At 37.4% G+C, this 15,843-nt stretch carries 15 protein-coding genes; all 15 read left to right on the top strand.

The annotated features are described in order from the left end of the window. Positions 1-100: 100 nt before the first annotated feature. The 15 genes from icd to dnaI all read left to right on the top strand — a co-directional run bounded on the left by icd (position 101) and on the right by dnaI (position 15,820). Positions 101-1,369, top strand: coding sequence for an NADP-dependent isocitrate dehydrogenase (gene icd / locus TR08_RS27075; protein WP_045523580.1), 1,269 nt, complete (start codon positions 101-103; stop codon positions 1,367-1,369). A 111-nt stretch (positions 1,370-1,480) separates the two neighbouring features. Next, complete coding sequence (gene mdh, locus TR08_RS27070; RefSeq protein ID WP_045523578.1) at positions 1,481-2,419, top strand: malate dehydrogenase; 939 nt, start codon at positions 1,481-1,483, stop codon at positions 2,417-2,419. 77 nt (positions 2,420-2,496) lie between these two features. Then, entirely contained in the window at positions 2,497-2,973 is a 477-nt protein-coding gene (locus TR08_RS27065; protein WP_045523576.1) for a MaoC/PaaZ C-terminal domain-containing protein, read from the top strand. Between the two features lie 125 nt (positions 2,974-3,098). Then, positions 3,099-3,815 (top strand): response regulator transcription factor, encoded by a 717-nt coding sequence (locus tag TR08_RS27060; protein WP_045523574.1) that lies wholly within the window; start codon positions 3,099-3,101, stop codon positions 3,813-3,815. Next, positions 3,812-5,572, top strand: coding sequence for a two-component system histidine kinase PnpS (pnpS, locus tag TR08_RS27055; protein ID WP_045523572.1), 1,761 nt, complete (start codon positions 3,812-3,814; stop codon positions 5,570-5,572). Before TR08_RS27060 ends, pnpS begins: the two co-directional genes overlap by 4 nt. Positions 5,573-5,590: 18 nt before the next feature. Next, positions 5,591-8,224: a DNA polymerase I gene (polA, locus tag TR08_RS27050; RefSeq protein ID WP_045523571.1), complete on the top strand. Its 2,634-nt coding sequence runs from the start codon at positions 5,591-5,593 to the stop codon at positions 8,222-8,224. Between the two features lie 11 nt (positions 8,225-8,235). After that, on the top strand, positions 8,236-9,063 hold the full coding sequence (gene mutM / locus TR08_RS27045) for a DNA-formamidopyrimidine glycosylase (RefSeq protein WP_045523569.1): 828 nt from the start codon (positions 8,236-8,238) through the stop codon (positions 9,061-9,063). Positions 9,064-9,151: 88 nt separating this feature from the next. Continuing rightward, on the top strand, positions 9,152-9,787 hold the full coding sequence (ytaF, locus tag TR08_RS27040; protein ID WP_045523567.1) for a sporulation membrane protein YtaF: 636 nt from the start codon (positions 9,152-9,154) through the stop codon (positions 9,785-9,787). A gap of 21 nt (positions 9,788-9,808) precedes the next feature. Then, on the top strand, positions 9,809-10,414 hold the full coding sequence (gene coaE / locus TR08_RS27035; protein ID WP_045523566.1) for a dephospho-CoA kinase: 606 nt from the start codon (positions 9,809-9,811) through the stop codon (positions 10,412-10,414). 238 nt (positions 10,415-10,652) lie between these two features. Continuing rightward, positions 10,653-11,684, top strand: coding sequence for a glyceraldehyde-3-phosphate dehydrogenase (locus tag TR08_RS27030; protein ID WP_045523564.1), 1,032 nt, complete (start codon positions 10,653-10,655; stop codon positions 11,682-11,684). 323 nt (positions 11,685-12,007) lie between these two features. Next, positions 12,008-12,382, top strand: coding sequence for an adenosylmethionine decarboxylase (gene speD, locus TR08_RS27025; protein WP_045523562.1), 375 nt, complete (start codon positions 12,008-12,010; stop codon positions 12,380-12,382). 109 nt (positions 12,383-12,491) lie between these two features. After that, positions 12,492-12,890, top strand: coding sequence for a hypothetical protein (locus TR08_RS27020; protein WP_045523560.1), 399 nt, complete (start codon positions 12,492-12,494; stop codon positions 12,888-12,890). A gap of 86 nt (positions 12,891-12,976) precedes the next feature. After that, entirely contained in the window at positions 12,977-13,438 is a 462-nt protein-coding gene (gene nrdR, locus TR08_RS27015; RefSeq protein WP_045523558.1) for a transcriptional regulator NrdR, read from the top strand. Between the two features lie 53 nt (positions 13,439-13,491). Beyond that, positions 13,492-14,877, top strand: a complete 1,386-nt coding sequence (locus TR08_RS27010; protein WP_045523556.1) for a replication initiation and membrane attachment family protein — start codon at positions 13,492-13,494, stop codon at positions 14,875-14,877. Positions 14,878-14,890: 13 nt separating this feature from the next. After that, positions 14,891-15,820, top strand: a complete 930-nt coding sequence (gene dnaI / locus TR08_RS27005) for a primosomal protein DnaI (protein ID WP_045523554.1) — start codon at positions 14,891-14,893, stop codon at positions 15,818-15,820. Positions 15,821-15,843 lie beyond the last annotated feature (23 nt).

Genomic DNA, 15,843 nt, shown 5'->3' with positions numbered 1-15,843 from the left:
GAAAAGGTTAAAGATTGCAATTCTTTAACCTTGGATTCAATCTCTTTATGGACAAGGCAATTGATAAATACCATTGATACATAATAGGAGGAGAACAACTATGCAAGGCGAAAAAATCACAGTAACAAACGGAGTATTAAATGTACCAAACAATCCAATTATCCCATTTATCGAAGGTGACGGTATTGGACCAGATATCTGGGCAGCTTCTGAGAGAGTATTAAACGCAGCAGTAGAAAAAGCTTATAAAGGCGAGCGTAAATTAGTTTGGAAAGAAGTTCTTGCTGGAGAAAAAGCTTTCAACCAAACTGGTGAATGGTTACCAAAAGAAACTCTTGATTTAATCAACGAATATTTGATTGCGATTAAAGGTCCACTTACTACACCTGTTGGCGGTGGAATTCGTTCATTGAATGTAGCTCTTCGCCAAGAATTAGATTTGTTTGTATGCTTACGTCCAGTTAGATGGTTTGAGGGTGTTCCTTCACCAGTTAAGCGTCCACAAGATACTGATATGGTAATCTTCCGTGAAAATACTGAAGACATTTATGCTGGAATTGAATATGAAAAAGGCACAGAAGCAGTTAAGAAAGTAATCGACTTCCTTCAAAATGAAATGGGCGTTAACAAAATTAGATTCCCAGAAACTTCTGGTATCGGTATTAAACCTGTTTCTGAAGAGGGTACAACTCGCCTTGTACGTGCAGCTATTAATTATGCGATCAAAGAAGGCCGTAAATCAGTTACACTCGTACACAAAGGAAATATCATGAAATTCACAGAAGGTGCCTTCAAAAATTGGGGTTATGAGCTTGCTGAAAAGGAATTTGGTGATAAAGTCTTTACATGGGCTCAGTATGACCGCATTAAGGCTGAAGAAGGCTCTGAAGCAGCTAACAAAGCGCAAGCTGATGCAGAATCAGCAGGAAAAATTATCGTGAAAGACGCAATTGCTGATATCTTCTTACAGCAAATCCTTACACGTCCACGTGAATTTGATGTAGTTGCAACTATGAACTTAAACGGTGACTTTATTTCTGATGCTCTTGCAGCGCAAGTAGGCGGAATTGGTATCGCTCCTGGAGCAAACATCAACTATGAAACTGGACATGCTATTTTCGAAGCAACACATGGTACTGCACCTAAATACGCAGGTCTAGATAAAGTAAATCCTTCATCTGTTATCCTATCAGGTGTATTACTACTTGAGCACTTAGGCTGGAATGAAGCAGCAAAAATGGTTATTAAATCAGTTGAAACAACCATTGCTTCTAAAGTAGTCACCTATGACTTCGCTCGTTTAATGGACGGAGCAACAGAAGTAAAAACATCTGAATTTGCAGATGAATTAATTAAGAATATGGAATAATTGGAAGGCTTAAGCACCTAGAGGATGAAGCTTGACAAGGATAATCAGGGCTGTTTTCGAACAGCCCCTTTCGAATAATGACAATAATACTTTCAAAGGGGAGAGTTTAAAATGTCTTTAAAGCGTAAAAAGGTTTCCGTAATTGGCGGAGGTTTCACTGGTGCTACAACTGCATTCTTACTTGCACAAAAAGAGTTAGGCGATGTCGTTCTTGTTGATGTCCCTCAAATGGAAAACCCTACAAAAGGTAAGGCATTGGATATGCTTGAAGCAAGTCCTGTTCAAGGTTTTGATGCGAATATTACTGGTACATCCAATTACGAAGATACTCGTGATTCCGATATCGTCGTTATTACAGCAGGTATTGCTCGTAAACCAGGCATGAGTCGTGATGATTTAGTTCAAACAAACCAAAAAGTTATGAAGAGTGTAACTGAGCAAATTGTGAAGTACTCTCCAAACTGTACAATTCTTGTATTAACCAACCCAGTTGACGCAATGACCTATACAGTATTCAAAACATCTGGTTTCCCTAAGAATCGTGTAATTGGGCAATCTGGTGTTCTTGATACAGCGCGTTTTCGCACATTCGTTGCTCAAGAATTAAATCTTTCAGTAAAAGACATTACTGGCTTTGTGTTGGGTGGTCATGGTGACGATATGGTTCCACTTGTTCGTTATTCTTATGCTGGTGGTATTCCGTTAGAAACATTAATTCCTAAAGATCGTTTAGAAGCGATTGTAGAGCGTACTAGAAAAGGTGGCGGAGAGATCGTTAACCTTTTAGGAAACGGCAGTGCTTATTATGCACCAGCAGCCTCACTTGTTGAAATGTGTGAAGCTATCTTAAAAGACCAACGCCGTGTTCTTCCTTCAATCGCTTACCTTGAGGGAGAATTTGGTTACGAAGGTATTTACCTTGGAGTACCAACAATCCTTGGTGCAAACGGAATTGAAAAAGTTATCGAGCTTGATCTAACTGCTGAAGAGAAGGCAGCTTTAGACAAATCAGTTGAATCTGTTCAAAATGTAATGAAAGTATTAGTGTAAATGATTAAAATTCGGGGGTTCAGCTCCCCGAATTTTTTTCTACTATAAATGAAACCGTTTACAAAGGGGCGTAAAAAATGCTTTTAGGGAAGAAAAGAAAATTAGGAAGAGAAATAAAAGAAATGTCAGTTGGTGAAAAACTAGCCTTAACCGAAAAAATCGAAGATAAGGATATTCTTCTGTATTTAGGGCTGACCGATGATGCAAATCCTCTATTTATTCAGCATGATTATGCTTCACAAACACCTTTCAAAAAACCGATTGTTCCAAGTATTATGCTAACAGGAATGATTACTTCGGCTGTTTCAAAGTATTTACCTGGACCAGGAAGTCATATTTTAAGTCAAGATATCCAATTTTCTAAGCCAGTTTACCATTATGCAACGGTCCAGTTGTTGTTAGAGGTTGTCGAAGTTAATCATGATGATCACACCGTGATGATTACAGTTGTTGGAACAAATGAAAAAGACGAAGTAGTGATTAATGGGAAACTAAAAGTTTGCCCTCCTCATCGCTTAGGAGGAATGGATGCCGATGTTTTAGATAATTTCTAATATCATGAAGGAATGTACTTCACATTCCTTTTTTTTTTGTCTCAAGTTAGATAGTGGGTATTCTTATTATTTCTATACTATAATGGAGGAAGGTGACGAAATAGATAAAACTCTCGGAGGTTTTTATGAAAAATAAGGTACTAGTTGTAGACGATGAACAATCAATTGTAACATTGCTTCAATATAATTTGGAACAAGCCGGTTTTGAAGTAGTCACGGCAATGGATGGCTTAGCGGGCAAACAATTAGCCGAAACGATGATACCTGATATTATTGTTTTAGATCTAATGCTTCCAAAAATGGATGGAATCGAAGTATGCAAGCAGCTGCGGCAACAAAAAATCATGACACCAATCCTAATGTTAACAGCTAAAGATGATGAGTTTGATAAAATATTGGGCCTGGAACTTGGTGCAGATGATTATATGATTAAGCCTTTTAGCCCAAGAGAAGTGGTTGCACGAGTAAAAGCAATTTTAAGAAGAGTTCAAATACAAACCATTAATAATGAAGTTGACCAAACGGTTGGTTACGTTATTGAAATCGGAAACCTTCAAATTTTCCCGGATAAATATGAAGCTTATTTTAAAAATCAGCAATTGGAATTAACCCTGAAGGAATATGAACTACTACACTACTTGGCTCAAAATAAAAATCGCGTTTTAACTCGAGACCAATTATTAAGTGCTGTTTGGAATTATGAATTTGCTGGCGATACTCGTATTGTAGATGTTCACATTTCACATTTGCGGGAAAAAATAGAAGAGGACACGAAGAAACCTGCTTATATCAAAACTGTCCGTGGATTAGGGTATAAGCTTGAGGAGCCGAAGGGGGAATGAACAAGTTCCGCACAAAGCTTCTTCTTGCACTAATTAGTTTAATCATAATCGGTTTAATCGGATTGGGAATTTTACTTGGTCAGCTTTTTAAAAGCTACTACCTTGATACATATAATGAACGTTTAGATAAAGAGAGCAATCTTCTTAGCTTGTTTATTGAAAATAACGGTGGAGTGAACTCAATCAATCAACAAGAGATAATGGAAATAAGCAGTATGCTTAATGTAAGACTTGCTCTCACAGATACAAAAGGTAAAATTCTTTTTGATAGTGGGGAAAACACTTCTAATATAAATGGGATAAAAGAGAATATTAATGAGGTCTTAAAGGAAAAACCAAAAAATGAGACGAAGCTTGTTGAGCATGAGAAATACGACTTACACTATTCCTGGAAACCGATTATAAAAGCAAATGAAAAAGAAGGATATTTGTTCATTTTTACGAAAATAAGTGAGCTTAAAAAAGCATACGGGCAAATTTGGTGGATCCTGTCAATTAGCTTATTGATAGTGTTTATTGTTTTTATTTATCTTGGATATAGAATAACTGTAAGGTATACAAAGCCAATAGAAGCGGCTACTAATGTCGCCATTGAACTAGCGAAAGGAAATTACCGGGCTAGAATTGAAGGTAACGAATTAAACGAAACGAGTATGTTGAGTACTTCGATCAATGTATTGGCCCAAAATCTTCAAGAAATGAGTAAAGGTCAAGAAATACAGCAAGACCGCCTAAGTGCATTAATTGAAAATATGGGTGCAGGATTAATGTTAATTGACAGTCGTGGGTTCATAAATCTAATCAATAAGGGTTACTTTGATATCTTTCAGGTGAAATCCTCCGATTCCTTAAATAAATTATATTACGAAGTAATTGAACAAGAGGAAATTTGCAATATCATTGCAGATGTTTTCAGGACGGAACAAAAAATCAGAAAACATCTCCTTCTCCCATTAAGTATCGAGAGAAAATACTTTGATGTTCATGGGATACCGATTATTGGGATAAACAATGTGTGGAAAGGGGTTTTACTCGTTTTCCATGATATTACTGAGATTAAAAAACTTGAACAAATGAGAAAAGATTTTGTTGCCAATGTATCACATGAATTGAAAACCCCCGTCACATCAATTAAAGGTTTTTCTGAAACGTTGTTAGATGGTGCGATGAACAATCAAGATACCCTGGAAGCCTTTTTATCCATTATTAATAAAGAAAGTGAACGAATGCAATCGCTTATTCAAGATTTGCTCGATTTTTCAAAAATTGAGCAGCAGGAATTTAAGTTGAACATCCAGGACTTTGATCTGTATGAATTGATCAAAGAAGTTATTACCATGCTGAATAAAAAAGCAATTTCAAAGGATATTCGTCTAGAACTTGAGTTCAAGAGGGAAGAATTATATATACAAGGAGACCATGACCGCTTAAAGCAGGTATTTATAAATTTAATAAGCAATGCAATCTTGTATACCCCGCCACAAGGATATGTAAATATATCACTTTTTGAACACGAGAAAACAGTTAAAATCCATGTGAAAGACTCGGGTGTTGGAATTAAGAAGGAAGAAATTCCTCGTATTTTTGAACGATTTTATCGTGTTGACCGTGCAAGAAGCCGGGACTCTGGTGGGACAGGTCTAGGATTAGCAATCGTAAAACATTTAGTTGAAGCACATCATGGAAACATTATGGTAAAAAGTACCCTTGGTGAGGGCAGTGAGTTTATCATCGAATTACATAAATATTTGGATTAACCTGAAAGGGGTAATTGGATGGAAAAGAAAAAGTTAGTATTAATAGACGGGAATAGTATCGCTTACCGTGCATTCTTTGCACTGCCCCTGCTTAATAATGATAAAGGCATACACACAAACGCAGTATACGGTTTTACCATGATGCTGAATAAGATTATCGAAGATGAAAAGCCAACACATATACTGGTGGCTTTTGATGCAGGGAAGACAACATTTCGTCATAAAACCTTTGGTGAGTATAAGGGAGGAAGGCAAAAAACACCTCCAGAATTATCCGAACAATTCCCTTTTATTCGTGAGCTTCTTGATGCATATGGTATTCAGAGATATGAGCTTGAGAATTATGAGGCAGATGATATTATAGGAACGCTATCATTATCAGCGGAAAAAGAGGGTTATGAAATCAAGGTAATATCAGGAGATAAAGACTTAACTCAACTTTCCTCCGAACATACAACAGTTGGAATAACGCGTAAAGGGATTACCGATATTGAGGAATATACGCCAACACATGTGATGGAAAAGTATGGATTAACTCCTGAGCAAATTATTGATATGAAGGGGTTAATGGGTGACCCTTCAGATAATATACCGGGCGTACCAGGTGTCGGCGAAAAAACAGCGATTAAGCTGCTCAAGGAATTTTCAACGTTAGAGAAATTACTTGCCTCCATCGATCAAATGACTGGAAGTAAGTTAAAAGAAAAGCTTGAAGAATTTAAAGATCAAGCAGTGATGAGTAAGCAGCTTGCCACAATTGAAAGACAGGCACCAGTAGAAGTATCAGTAGAAAATGCTGCCTATGAGGGATTTGAAAGAGAAAAAGTTGTAACTTTGTATAAAGAGCTTGGCTTTCATTCCTTATTGGAAAAGCTGGGCGGAGACACGTCAAGTACTGAGCAGCTTGAGCTTGAAGATATAGAGTTTGTCACACCTGATGTGATAATCGATAATTTATTTGCAGGTGATAATTATTTCTATGTTGAAATGCTCGATGATAATTATCATTACGCTGATATCATTGGTTTTTCTCTTGTAAATGAAAAGGGATATTATTATTTTCCAACTGAATTAGCCATAAAGTCGGACAGCTTTAAAAAGTGGGCTGAAGATGAAACAAAAAAGAAAACAGTCTACGATGCAAAGCGTTCAGAGGTTTCTTTAAGAAGGTATGATATTCATTTAAAAGGGGTTCATTTTGATACGTTAATGGCCTCCTATATTATCAATCCATCTGAATCGATCGATGACCTTTCAACGATCGGAAAAAAATACGGGATTAATCTCCAATCAGATGAGTCATTTTATGGAAAAGGGGCTAAGCGGAAAATACCTGAAGCAACACAAGTAGCTGAGCACCTTGTTCGAAAAAGTCTTGCTATGTTTGACTTGAAACAAAAACTAGAAGACGAGTTAAAAACAAATGAACAATATGAATTGTTTACTGAGCTTGAAATGCCATTATCACTCATTTTAGCTGATATGGAATCTTGCGGAATCAAGGTTGATAGGGCACGTCTACAAAGGATGGGCAGCGAAATTCATGACAGGCTGATCGAAATCGAAGGCATCATTTATCATTTAGCTGGTGAAAAGTTCAATATTAATTCAACCAAGCAATTAGGTGTGATTTTATTTGAAAAACTAAACCTGCCAACCTTTAAGAAAACGAAAACGGGCTATTCAACATCAGCGGATGTATTAGAGAAATTAGCAAATGACCATGAAATCATTGAGCATATTCTTAATTACAGACAATTAGGCAAGCTTCAGTCCACTTATATTGAAGGTCTGCTCAAGGTAATTAGTCCAAAAACGGGTAAAGTTCATACGCGATATCAGCAGACATTAACAGCTACAGGCAGATTAAGCTCCATAGATCCGAACCTGCAGAACATTCCGATTCGATTAGAAGAGGGACGAAAAATTCGCCAAGCATTTGTACCATCAGAACCAGGATGGATCATTTTTGCAGCTGATTATTCGCAAATCGAGCTCAGAGTTCTGGCTGACATCGCTGGTGATGAAAAACTGATTCAAGCGTTTAAGGATGACCTCGATATTCACACAAAAACCGCGATGGATGTATTCCATGTTAATGCAGACGAGGTAACATCCAATATGAGACGACAGGCAAAGGCCGTTAACTTTGGCATTGTCTATGGAATTAGTGATTATGGTCTTTCCCAAAGCCTAGGAATTACCCGCAAGGAAGCTAGTCTGTTTATTGACCGCTATCTTGCCAGCTATCCAGGGGTAAAGGATTATATGGATGACATCATTCATTCTGCCAAACAAAAAGGCTATGTAGCTACCCTTCTCCAAAGAAGAAGATATATCCCGGAGATTACACATCGTAATTTTAACATTAGAAGCTTTGCAGAAAGAACGGCAATGAACACCCCGATACAGGGAAGTGCAGCCGATATTATTAAAAAAGCCATGATCGATATGGCTGAAGCGTTGAAGGATTATGGGTTAAAAACAAGATTGCTTCTCCAAGTGCACGATGAACTCATATTTGAAGCACCAGAAGAAGAAATCGAAACACTCAAGACATTAGTGCCTGATGTGATGGAGAATGCCCTCGAATTAAAAGTGCCATTAAAAGTAGACTATTCCTATGGCCCAACATGGTTTGACGCAAAATAAGGGGGAATTGTATGCCAGAACTACCGGAAGTTGAAACCGTAAGAAAGACGTTAAAACAGCTTGTTTCACATAAACAAATTGAGAATATAACGGTTCACTGGGCGAAAATTATTAAAAATCCAGTTGAGGTTGAACAATTCATTGACGCCCTTAGAGGGGAATCAATTGAGGATATCGGCAGAAGAGGAAAGTTTTTAATCATCTATACTAACACCTTTGCCCTAGTTTCCCATTTAAGGATGGAAGGTAAATATGGGCTATACCCAAAAGAAGAACCGTATGATAAACATACTCATGTTATCTTTCATTTTACCGATGGAAGTGAATTACGGTATCGGGATGTTCGTAAATTCGGAACGATGCACTTATTTAAAAAAGGGGAGGAATTTCAAAAGCCTCCTCTTATCGACCTTGGACCAGAGCCTTTTTCAGAAGATTTCACGAAGGAATATTTATCCGAGAAGCTGAAAAAGACAAACAGAAAGGTGAAGCCTGCACTCCTAGATCAAAAAGTCTTTGTTGGACTTGGAAATATCTATGTGGATGAGGCACTGTTCCGTTCTGGAATTCATCCTGAAAGGATTGCAAACTCTCTGAGTGAAGCAGAATTAACATTGCTGCATCAGGAAATTGTTAAGACATTAGATGAAGCGGTTAAAAAAGGAGGAAGCACCATTCGCTCCTACGTAAACTCACAAGGGGAAATTGGAATGTTTCAGCTTGAATTATTTGCTTACGGTCGTAAAGGGGAAGAATGCAAAAAGTGTGGAACCCCATTAGAAAAAACAACTGTAGGCGGACGAGGTACTCATTATTGTCCTACCTGCCAAAAACTTTAAAAATTGAAGTGAATTGACAATTTAATAACAAAGGATAGGCTCCTCCCATATACTATCGTAGTGATTGACGGAAGGAGCCCTAGACATCATGTTTCAATTGTTCTCACTTCTCCTGCTGGCTTTTGCTCTCAGTCTTGATAGCTTTAGCGTAGGGTTTACGTATGGACTAAGGAAAATGGTACTGCCGCTTAAATCAGTGCTCATTATTGCAACCTGTTCAGCAATCTCTTTAATGATTGCTGTGTCAATTGGTCATGCAATAGAAAAAATCTTATCTCCCAATATCACGGCAAGCCTTGGGGGCTTTATATTAATCGGTCTCGGCGCCTGGGTAATGTATCAATTTTTTAGACCGGAAAAAGATGCAGTACTACTCGAACATGAAAAGCTAATTATTAATTTTGAAATCCGCTCATTAGGGATTGCAATAAATATTTTAAGAAAACCAATGTCAGCGGACTTTGACCGTTCGGGTACGATTACTGGAATCGAGGCATTCATGCTTGGTTTTGCTTTATCCATTGATGCATTTGGTGCTGGAATTGGTGCGGCTATGCTTGGATTCTCTCCCTTTTATTTGGCCGCCAGCGTGGCTGTTATGAGTTCACTATTTCTTCTTTTAGGAATAAGAAGCGGTGCTTTTTTTCATAAATTTAGTTGGGTTCAAAAGTTTACCTTTTTACCGGGGATTTTATTAATTATCATTGGTATTTGGAAATTATGATAATGTGGAAAGGATAAGAGTATGTCACTAGTAATCGGATTAACAGGCGGAATAGCCAGTGGAAAAAGTACTGTTTCAAATATGTTGAAAGAATTGGCCATCACTGTCATTGATGCAGACGTAGAAGCCCGCCTTGCTGTTGAAAAAGGAGAACCAGCCTACCAAAAAATCGTTACTGAATTTGGTCATGATATTTTACTAAGTAACGAGGAAATTGATAGGCAGAAACTCGGTTCGATTATTTTTCATAACGCTGAAAAACGACAACTCTTAAATAGCATTGTTCATCCTGAGGTTCGAAAAAGGATGAATAATCAAGTAGAGGCAGCAAAGGTGAGCGGGGAACAAGTCATCGTCCTCGATATACCGCTGCTGTTTGAAAGTAAACTAACGCATATGGTGGAAAAAACGCTCCTTGTTTATGTGGATAAAGATATCCAGCTAAAAAGACTGATGGAACGCAATGATCTCTCACCTGAGGACGCAGAGGCAAGAGTGAAGTCACAAATGCCCCTGTCAGAAAAAGTACCTTTAGCCGATGCCGTCATTAATAATAATGGGTCTATCGCTGAAACAAAAAAACAGGTAATTGAGGTTTTAAAAAGCTGGGGAATAGAATTGACTTAATCAAGAAGGGGGCGCACCCTTCTTTTTTTTGTTTATGGAGAGAATAAGGATTAGATTGTGCCCGAAAAGGATGCAAGTTAAGTTCTTGAGCAAATGACATGGAGTTTTGTTACATATCTGAATTGTAAAACATTTTTAAAATTCCACACTTTATGTATCACTTATTCACCTTAATATGTTATACTAATTACGAAGAAACAAGTTAATAAGTATAACATATTAAGAAAGGGGCCGTGTAATGAAGGCGAGAATTGCAATAAACGGTTTTGGGAGAATTGGAAGGATGGTTTTTAGAAAAGCGATCCTTGAAAATAAGCTTGATATTATTGCTATAAATGCGAGCTATCCAGCGGAAACGTTAGCTCATTTAATTAAATATGATACGGTTCATGGACAATTTCAAGGGGATATCATTGCATTAGATGAAGAGCTAATTGTAAACGGTAAACGAGTAAAATTATTAAATAATCGAAATCCTGAGCAGCTTCCATGGAAAGAGTTAAATATTGATGTGGTTATCGAAGCAACCGGAAAATTTAACTCACGAGACAAAGCAAGTCTACACTTAGACGCAGGAGCGAAAAAGGTAATTATTACTGCACCGGGTAAAAATGAGGATATTACGATTGTTATGGGAGTAAACGAAGAAAAGCTCGATATCATGCAACATGATGTTATTTCCAACGCTTCCTGTACTACAAACTGTTTGGCACCTGTTGCAAAAGTGCTGGATGAAAAGTTTGGAATCGAAAATGGTCTAATGACGACGATTCACTCGTATACAAATGATCAACGAAACATCGATAACCCACATAAAGATTTGCGAAGAGCTAGAGCATGTGGACAATCTATCATCCCAACAACAACTGGGGCTGCTAAAGCGTTATCACTGGTATTACCTCAGTTAAAGGGTAAGCTGCATGGAATGTCACTGCGTGTACCTACTCCAAATGTTTCTCTAGTAGATTTAGTGGTCGATTTGAAACAAGATGTTACGGTTGATGATATCAATCTGGCATTTATGGAGGCAAAAAATGGTCCATTAACCGGTATCCTGGACTTTACTATGGAGCCGCTTGTATCAGTTGATTTCAATACAAATCCATACTCCGCTATCATTGATGGATTATCAACCATGGTAATGGGTAACAGAAAAGTGAAAGTGCTTGCATGGTATGATAACGAGTGGGGCTATTCTTCCCGTGTCGTCGATCTTACCTTATATGTCGCACATCTAATGGCTAATTCAAATCAAGTTAAAGTTGGATAAAACAAAAAATGCTGTCAATTGACAGCATTTTTTTGTAGCTTTTTCATTTGCAATTTCATATTATAGTTTGAAATTTGATTTTTTTTAGAGGAGAAAGGCCCTTTAAACACTATTACTAAAAAAAATTTTAGATTGATAGGTTGCAAAAAAAATATAAACTTAGTATACTAGTCATCGTGAACTTCTTGAAATTAGGTAGCAATTAATTACTTAAAGGGTTAGGACCTCTCTGGACTAACTTTCCCCCGTGGTAATTATAAGATACCGTCAATAACTCAGATTTCAAGAATGCAGCGAAAATGTTTAGAGGGGGAAAAATGAATATGGAAACAATGGGACGTCACGTTATCTCTGAATTATGGGGATGCGATTTTGAAAAATTGAATGATATGAATTTTATTGAACAAACTTTTGTCGAAGCAGCTCTGAAATCAGGTGCGGAAATCCGCGAAGTAGCATTTCATAAATTTGCACCACAAGGCGTAAGCGGTGTTGTTATTATTTCTGAATCTCACTTAACGATTCACAGCTTCCCTGAGCATGGATATGCTAGCATTGATGTATATACTTGTGGCGATCTTAATCCCAATGTAGCAGCTGATTATATTGCGGAAGCCTTAAATGCGCAAACACGTGAAAATATTGAAATTCCACGTGGTATGGGACCTGTTCATGTAAAACAGGCAAAAGTTCTATAATATTCTATAAATAAAAAAGCGACGAGAGGTGTATTTATAGTACACCTCTTTTTATTTTTTTCTCAAAGTATTGTAAACTAAGAAAAAAGATAATTTATTGGAGGATACCATGTCTATACTTAGGAATATATTTATTCGCTTCAGCAAACAAGTCGAAACGTCAGATCATCAAAAAGATAGTTCCTTAAATACCCATTATTATAAAGCAACTTTCAACCAGTTATTTCAGTCAATTGAAGATTCATTTAGACAGGATGCGGATTGCCGAATCGCAACTGTTTCTAAAGACCATGGGGAGATTGCAGTTGAAATCAATAAACCAATTTCTTGTTTTTTAATCGTTACAGTTGTTACTGTGAGACCAATGGAAACGGCGGTAGACTTTAATATTTCTTCTGAAAAATTTTCACCTATCGGACTGTATCCAATTTTAAGAAAAAGGCTTATTTCTTACTACGAGCGAATCAACAAATTACATACTCTTGTTAGAGTCGGAAAAAGCTCATAATACATCTTGTGTTACCGTTTTCTTTCTAATAAGATAAAGAATAGATATGTTATACTTATGAATGGATTGATTTGGGAGTTGATCAAATGAAGTGCCCTTCATGTCAAAATTATGGTACACGTGTGCTTGATTCCCGGCCGGTAGATGAGGGTCGTGCAACTCGAAGAAGACGTGAGTGCGAAGAATGTGGGTATCGATTTACAACATTCGAGAAGATTGAAGAAATTCCACTTATTGTCGTCAAGAAGGAAGGTACAAGGGAAGAATTCAGCCGTGATAAGATCTTAAGAGGCTTAATTAAAGCTTGTGAAAAGCGCCCTGTTGCTTTAAAAGAATTAGAGGATATTACCCAAGGGGTAGAAAAGGAATTACGCAGTCAAGGAATATCAGAAATAAAAAGTGAATTGATTGGTGAAATGGTCATGGACAGGCTTGCACATGTTGATGAAGTAGCTTATGTGCGCTTTGCTTCAGTTTACCGTCAATTTAAGGATATAAACGTTTTTATTCAGGAATTAAAGGAACTGATAAACAAGGAGAAATCCTAGAGAGCTAAAGAAAGTCTTTGGCTCTTTATTACTTTTTTTAAAGGGTGAATGATATGGCGCAGCATTGGCAGGAATTGATTCCGATTGACCGCTATCTTGTTACGTCAAATGGATTGCTGCATGAATATGATCGCAAAGTGCTGACTTTTTTGTATCAGCCCTTAATTGGCTCTACTTGTTTAAGCTTATATATGACTCTATGGGCAGAGCTTGAAGAAAATAAACTTTGGTCTGAATCCTCCACCCATCATTTATTAATGAATTTGTTAAGTGTCAACTTAAAAGATATCTACGAAGCTAGGTTGATGCTTGAGGGGATTGGCTTATTAAAAACATACGTGAAAACAGATGAAAGTGGACGTTCGTTTATTTATGAAATCCATCCACCATTGAATCCAGAGCAATTCTTTCTTGATGGAATGTTAAATATTTATTTATATCGTAAAATCGGGAAAAACCACTTTTCGCGGTTAAAACGTTTTTTTACCATCCCAAAAAAGCCAATGGAAGAGGACTATTTAGAAGTAACAAGAGCCTTCCAGGATGTGTTTGCATCAGCAACTCCAGGCAGTCTTCAGTATATGCAAGAGCATGCAGAAGACTTGGAGGCGGAATCCACTCAAGAATTTATCGGTCGTCAGGAACAAAAACCAATTCAAATTGATACTAATACCTTTGATTTTGATATGTTAATGGCGGGTCTTAATGAATCACTAGTCCCTCAAAAAGCACTTACCAAAAAAGTAAAAGAGGTTATCAGTAATCTTGCATTTCTTTATGGAATTAGCCCTATTGAAATGAAAAACTTTATATTAGGGGCCATTAATGAAAATGATGAAATTGATATCGACGACCTTAGAAAAGGTGCGCGTGATTGGTATCAATTTGAAAATTATGATCAACTTCCGAGTCTTATCAATAGAACTCAGCCTGCTGTCCATCAGGTCCAAGTGACGGAACCGAAAACGCAGGAAGAAAAATTAATTCGTTATTATGAAACCACACCGCCAATCGTTATTTTTAAAGAACTATCGGGTGGAGTGGAGCCTTCTGTTTCGAATTTAAAAATATTAGAGGAAGTCATGATTAAATACAAACTTCCCCCTGGTGTTGTAAATGTATTGATTGAGGTTGTTCTTAGAAAAACAGACATGAAATTTACAAAAGGCTTTGTTGAATCCATTGCAAGCCATTGGGCTCGGCTTAAAATAAAGAGTGTTAAGGAAGCGATGGAAGCAGCAAGGAAAGAAGAGCGAAGCTTTAAAGAAAGCAAAAAGACAGGAAAATCTACGAAACAAAAGCCTATTAGGACAGAGGTATTACCTGATTGGTTTGATGATAATGGGAAAGAAAGTGTTAAAGATTCCATTAAAGATAACTCAGAGCTTGAAGCGAAAAAGCGTGCATTTGAAGAAAAACTAAAAGCCTTTCGTAAATAGGGGGTGAGTGTAATTGGAAAAGATAAATCGAACACTTAAGCGTCTAGCATCAAATGAAAGCTTTCAGAAGCGCTATGAAGAGCAGCGGAAGCAAGTACTGAATCATCCCGATATTCATGCATTTCTGACAGAACACCAAAATGAGCTCGATTCGGCTGCCATTGATAAAAGCATGAGTAAGCTTTATGAGTACACCCAGCAAAGTAAAAAATGTAATCACTGTGAAAGTCTCGATGGCTGTATAAATTTCATGAAAGGGTATCACCCTGATTTGGTGCTGGTACGAAACTCCATAGACGTGATTTATAAGCGTTGCCCTAGAAAAGTGATGGCGGATGAACAAAAGAAGAATCAAAAGCTCATCAAAAGTCTATACGTGCCAAGAGATATATTGGAAGCTACCTTTGAGGATTTTGAAGGTGACTTGGGCCGTATGGATGCAGCAGATAAGACAGGCACTTTTTTAATGAATTATGAGGCTGGTCTAAAGCCAAAGGGATTATATCTACATGGCAAGTTTGGAGTTGGTAAATCATATTTATTAGGAGCCATAGCCAACGAGTTGGCGAAAAAGCAAATTTCAACGATGATTGTTTATGTTCCCGAGCTGATGCGCGAAATGAAAAGTGCAATTGGTGATTCTACCTTAAATGAAAAAATTGAAGCTCTAAAAAAAGAACCAATCTTAATGCTTGATGATATCGGTGCCGAAGCCGTTTCTAGCTGGACAAGGGATGAAGTATTAGGCCCGATCCTTCAGTTTAGAATGCTTGAAAAGCTTCCTACCTTCTTTACCTCTAATTTTGACTTTCAAGGACTTGAACACCATTTAACCTACAGTCAGCGTGGAGAAGAGGAAAAAATGAAAGCAAAGAGAATCATGGAAAGAATCCGAAGCTTAAGTGAACCAGTATTGGTTGATGGACCAAATCGGCGTGATTAAGGTGTAAATGACAGTGGATTACC

The organism is Neobacillus niacini (assembly GCF_000759675.1).
Lineage (GTDB): Bacteria > Bacillota > Bacilli > Bacillales > Cytobacillaceae > Neobacillus > Neobacillus niacini_A.
This window is presented reverse-complemented; position numbering and strand designations above follow the sequence as displayed.

Coding starts and splice junctions, on each gene's coding strand:
- TR08_RS27030 (WP_045523564.1), top strand. CDS start 10,653: ATGAAGGCGAGAATTGCAATAAACGGTTTTGGGAGAATTGGAAGGATG.
- TR08_RS27065 (WP_045523576.1), top strand. CDS start 2,497: ATGCTTTTAGGGAAGAAAAGAAAATTAGGAAGAGAAATAAAAGAAATG.
- TR08_RS27010 (WP_045523556.1), top strand. CDS start 13,492: ATGGCGCAGCATTGGCAGGAATTGATTCCGATTGACCGCTATCTTGTT.
- TR08_RS27020 (WP_045523560.1), top strand. CDS start 12,492: ATGTCTATACTTAGGAATATATTTATTCGCTTCAGCAAACAAGTCGAA.
- pnpS (WP_045523572.1), top strand. CDS start 3,812: ATGAACAAGTTCCGCACAAAGCTTCTTCTTGCACTAATTAGTTTAATC.
- polA (WP_045523571.1), top strand. CDS start 5,591: ATGGAAAAGAAAAAGTTAGTATTAATAGACGGGAATAGTATCGCTTAC.
- TR08_RS27060 (WP_045523574.1), top strand. CDS start 3,099: ATGAAAAATAAGGTACTAGTTGTAGACGATGAACAATCAATTGTAACA.
- ytaF (WP_045523567.1), top strand. CDS start 9,152: ATGTTTCAATTGTTCTCACTTCTCCTGCTGGCTTTTGCTCTCAGTCTT.
- icd (WP_045523580.1), top strand. CDS start 101: ATGCAAGGCGAAAAAATCACAGTAACAAACGGAGTATTAAATGTACCA.
- mutM (WP_045523569.1), top strand. CDS start 8,236: ATGCCAGAACTACCGGAAGTTGAAACCGTAAGAAAGACGTTAAAACAG.
- coaE (WP_045523566.1), top strand. CDS start 9,809: ATGTCACTAGTAATCGGATTAACAGGCGGAATAGCCAGTGGAAAAAGT.
- speD (WP_045523562.1), top strand. CDS start 12,008: ATGGAAACAATGGGACGTCACGTTATCTCTGAATTATGGGGATGCGAT.
- nrdR (WP_045523558.1), top strand. CDS start 12,977: ATGAAGTGCCCTTCATGTCAAAATTATGGTACACGTGTGCTTGATTCC.
- mdh (WP_045523578.1), top strand. CDS start 1,481: ATGTCTTTAAAGCGTAAAAAGGTTTCCGTAATTGGCGGAGGTTTCACT.